We start from the raw sequence: 271 nt of genomic DNA, 5'->3' as shown, positions 1-271 counted from the left end.
TTCTCAAGGGCCTCAAGAGAGGGTGGCGCTTCGCCGCCGACCACCTCGTCGAGCGTCGAGGCTCCTGTCACCGGTTTATTGATGGGATTGGCAAGGGCGGGGTCAGCCCCATCCACCTGATCCGCACCCGGCTGGGGCGGCTGTGGCACCGGGACCAATGTGCCGCTGCGGGCCGGTGGCGGGGATGGAGACGATGTCGGTAGCCGGACGTGCTGCCCCTCCTCAATGACAACCTTCCCCGTGGAGACAGATGCCGCATGGGTCGGGCTGC

The 271-nt window shown here is 67.2% G+C and carries 1 pseudogene; it reads right to left on the bottom strand.

Going from position 1 to position 271, the window contains the following annotated elements:
* A pseudogene (locus tag B7449_RS19885) lies at nt 1-271 on the bottom strand (conjugal transfer protein TraI); the annotation flags it as partial.

Origin of the sequence: Komagataeibacter intermedius TF2, assembly GCF_000964425.1 — a bacterium.
GTDB lineage: Bacteria > Pseudomonadota > Alphaproteobacteria > Acetobacterales > Acetobacteraceae > Komagataeibacter > Komagataeibacter intermedius.
This window is presented reverse-complemented; position numbering and strand designations above follow the sequence as displayed.